The organism is Natrinema soli (assembly GCF_028618695.1).
On record NZ_JAQIVI010000663.1, the window covers coordinates 1 to 3,536 of the forward strand.

Genomic DNA, 3,536 nt, shown 5'->3' on the forward strand with positions numbered 1-3,536 from the left:
GCTCGCGCCTGCGACGTCTCGCTCTCGAACCGCGAGGCGCTGGCCGCGATGGTGGACGTCGCCGAGGCGACGGCCGCGAACACGTCTTCGATGCGCCAGGATACCCTGAGCGAGCGGCGCACCGAAATCGATGCGATCAACGGCTACGTCGTCGACCGCGCTGCGCAGGCCGGACTCGAGGTGCCGACGAACCGGACGCTCACGACGCTGGTTCGAACGTGGGAACGCGGGTGCGATCTTCGGTGAGCCGTCATCGGTCGTGCGTGCCGACCGCCGCGGACCTCGGCGTCGACCGGCGTGCGAACGAACCATCGACCGCGGTTCCGAGACCGTCCGGTAGCTCTCGCGTCGAAAATAGCAAAATACCAGTTCGAATCCGCGCGGACGACCGGCTCAGAACGGCGCTTCCGGCCCTTCGTCGACCTCACCGTCGTCGTCGACGGTTTCGCCGGGGAAGGACGGACTCATGCCGCCCATCTCTTCCTCGCCGCCGTCCATACCGGTGGAGGCGTTGACTTTCTCGATCTCGGGAATCTCCTTGACCATCCGGCTCTTGATCGCCTGAATCGTCATCGGCGAGATTCCGCAGCCGCTGCAGGCGCCACCGAGGGCGATGCTGACCTCGCCGCTCTCGCGATCGATGTCCTGAATCGCTGCGCTGCCGCCGTGCATCTGGATCTGCGGGAAGTTCCGTCGCAGGAAGTTCGTCACGCGGTCCTCGAGGTCGTCCCCGTCGTTCTGGGTCTCGGTGCTCATGGAAACCCCTTGGGTATCAGCCCCCCTAAACCTTCCGTCCTTCATGTTCGGCTGCCGGCATCGGCGACGGTTCTCCGTCCGCTCAGGCGAAGCCGAAGACGCGCTGCAGTTCGGTTTCGATCTCCTCGACGTACTCCTCGAGCACCGTCTCGAAGCGCTCCTCGTCGACGAGTACGTCGGAGAGTCGCCCGTGGGGATCGTCGGGGAGTTCGATACGGAACTCACCGTCGTGTTCTCGCGGGCTCTGCCCGCTCGAATCGTCCGCGGAGCGTTGCTCCGCGCGACCCTCGTAGAACGGTTCGCTCTCGTTCAACACCTGCTGGTCGATCGCGTGGACGAGCTGGGAGTCGTAGCGATCGTTCATCCGGTTGAACGCGTTCTTGTACGCCTGCTGGAGTTCGGGGAAGTAGTTGGCGTACTTGTCCTCGAACTTCTCGGGATCGAAGTCGGCCATACCTGAACCGAGGTCGAGCGGCGACAAAAGTCGGACGATCGTTCCCGTCGAGGCCGATCCGTCGATGCTGGGGGACGTTTCCGTCTCACTGTCCGCTGGGTCCTCGGGTAGCCGGACGTCTCGGGACCGATTCTGGTCACAATTTGCCCGTCGGAACCCGGTAACTGGTTCGTATACCAGGCCACTGACACTGTAGGGGCATCCTACATAGAGGCAAGCGCTCGCAGGCGGAACGGACACCCCCGTTCTCGGCGACACCGAGAACATGGTCACTGACCAGGACCCCATTCCTCCCGAGGCGTTGCCACCGAGGTGGGGACTGGCGGAGCTCTGTGACGATCAGTTCGTCTACCGGCACAGCCGGCCACCGATCGAACTGATCGCGGATTGCACCCTCGCTGACCGATCCCATCCGGGACTCGGTCTCTGTCGGTGCTGGGAGCTTCGCTACCGGTACTTCCTCACGGATCGCACTATTTGCCGGTCGATCGGTCGCGTCTCGACCCGCCGAGCCGCCGTCGACGGTCTGCTCGAGTGCATGCGCAGCATCCACGAGACCGTCTCGGCGGCCGACGACCCGGTCGCAGTCGGACAGGTGCTCGAGCGCGTTTCCCTCGCCGATCTCATTCCGAACGGCCTCTCTCGGTCGTCACCGCCGTCGCTCTGACGACCCACCGCTGGCGTCTGGACTCGCCGCGTCAGCTGTCGGCTAGATCCGCCGCGTCAGCTGCGAGCGAACCGCCCGCTGACAGCCACCACAGATGCCGTACAGTCGTATCCCGGTCGACAGCAGCGGATACCGAACGGAGAGATCCGAATACACCGAAGTGACTACCGATCGGTATCGGGTTCCGCCCGGACCGTAGCGATTGGTCGACTCGGTAAACTGCGCTTGCCGCCGTTCGATGCGCGCCTCGAGTCGGTCCCGGTACGCCTCGAGCCGCTCGTGTTTCGCCTGCAACGCGTCGAAGTCACACTGCAGGAGCGATTCATCGGCCGTCGCCCGCAGCCAGTCGACGATTTCGTCGATCTCCTCGATCGCCGTCTCGAGCGCGGAGCGCTCGCGCTGGAGGAGTCCCTGTAGCGATTCGACCTCGCGCCGTCTGGTCGAAACCGCCTCGAGGACGGCGGACTTGAGCGTCGGCGTCCAGCCGCTTTCCGCCACGAGTGCGACGGCGACGTCTTCGGTCAACTCCGCCGCAATCGTCTCGACGAGCGATTCGTCGGCGTCGCAGTCGGCGACACTGTGGGGTCGAACCGTCTCGGCGAACGTCCGACTGATGGTGACACAGCGACCGGCCGACGTCGATGGGATCGATCCCTGCGATCCCTGCGGTGGGGTCGCCTGCGTCGCCGTCGTCGACATCTCCGTAACCGTCCGCTGAAGCCGGGTCGATCCGGGGTGTTTCGCCGGAACCGCTCGAACGCGCTGTGCGAACGTTTCGAATGCCGCCCCGCGGTCGCGGATTGCCTCCTGCTCCTCGTCGACGCACTCGAGCGCCCGGTGGACGGCCGTCGATCCCGTCACGGGTCACCTCGCGTACAGACGAGTCCACCCGTCGCCTCCTCGTCGTTCGTCAGGACGAACCGCCAGTCGCCGTCGCCGAGTACGGTGACGTCCGTCACGCCGAGTTCGGCGGTCGGCGTTGCCATCCGACGCAGGATGTCGATCCCGATCGGCAGCGTCGGAAACCGCCGCTCGCCGCACTCGACGGCGTATCCCCGAAGGGAGACGGTCCAGGTGTCGCCGTCGGTCGCGTCGCTCGAGTCGCGCGTGACGCCGTACGCCCGGATCAGCGACAGCGAGTCCAGGAACTCGAGGCTCGTCGCGACCGGATCGTCCGCCGGGTCGACCGGCGAGAGGTTCGCCGCTGCCGTCTGCAGTACCCGCATTCGTTCGACCGCGTCGAGGTGACACTCGAGCTCCGACGCCATCGTCTCGAGCAACACCAGACAGAGCGTGTTCCGGTCGGTCGTCGCTTCGGCTGCGGCCAGATACGTCTCCATGATCGCGCGCTCGGCGTCGTCGTGGTCGCGGGCCGAGAGGGCCTCGAAGACGGCACCGGAGACGTCGTGACAGAAGCTGATCAGCGGGGAATCGTCCCGGCCTCGCTTCGCTCGACCACTCGGCGACTGTGCCCCCGTGTTCGCGACTCGTCGGTTCGATTGCCGTCGATCACCGTTCGCGGTGGAATCCGCGTCCGCATCCGCCGCTCGAGCCTGACAGACGATCGGATCGTAACACGGGAGTCGCGGATCGTACCGCCTGAGCGCGGCGCGATACTGTTCGGTCGCCTGCGCGGCGTCCGCCGCGTCCGGGCGGGTC

6 protein-coding genes are annotated in these 3,536 nt (G+C 66.0%); 2 read left to right on the top strand and 4 right to left on the bottom strand.

Annotation, left to right across the window (positions count from 1 at the left end):
• Nucleotides 1-246, top strand: a 246-nt coding sequence (locus PGX04_RS29525; RefSeq protein WP_273741751.1) for a ketopantoate reductase family protein, incomplete at its 5' end; no start/stop codon positions are given.
• 147 nt (nucleotides 247-393) lie between these two features.
• Here PGX04_RS29525 and PGX04_RS29530 read toward each other — a convergent pair.
• Nucleotides 394-756 carry a NifU family protein gene (locus PGX04_RS29530; RefSeq protein ID WP_273741752.1) on the bottom strand — a complete coding sequence of 121 codons (363 nt, stop codon included), beginning with the start codon at nucleotides 754-756 and terminating at the stop codon, nucleotides 394-396.
• A gap of 82 nt (nucleotides 757-838) precedes the next feature.
• Entirely contained in the window at nucleotides 839-1,210 is a 372-nt protein-coding gene (locus PGX04_RS29535; protein WP_273741753.1) for a DUF5783 family protein, read from the bottom strand.
• Nucleotides 1,211-1,475: 265 nt separating this feature from the next.
• Between PGX04_RS29535 and PGX04_RS29540 the strand changes: the two genes are divergently transcribed.
• Nucleotides 1,476-1,877 carry a hypothetical protein gene (locus PGX04_RS29540; protein ID WP_273741754.1) on the top strand — a complete coding sequence of 134 codons (402 nt, stop codon included), beginning with the start codon at nucleotides 1,476-1,478 and terminating at the stop codon, nucleotides 1,875-1,877.
• A gap of 42 nt (nucleotides 1,878-1,919) precedes the next feature.
• Here PGX04_RS29540 and PGX04_RS29545 read toward each other — a convergent pair whose 3' ends face one another.
• Together PGX04_RS29545 and PGX04_RS29550 are read right to left on the bottom strand one after the other, a co-directional pair.
• Nucleotides 1,920-2,738, bottom strand: a complete 819-nt coding sequence (locus PGX04_RS29545) for an ABC transporter C-terminal domain-containing protein (protein WP_273741755.1) — start codon at nucleotides 2,736-2,738, stop codon at nucleotides 1,920-1,922.
• The coding region (locus tag PGX04_RS29550) for a DUF7551 domain-containing protein (RefSeq protein WP_273741756.1) at nucleotides 2,735-3,536 on the bottom strand (802 nt) is incomplete at its 5' end. The genes PGX04_RS29545 and PGX04_RS29550, both read right to left, overlap by 4 nt.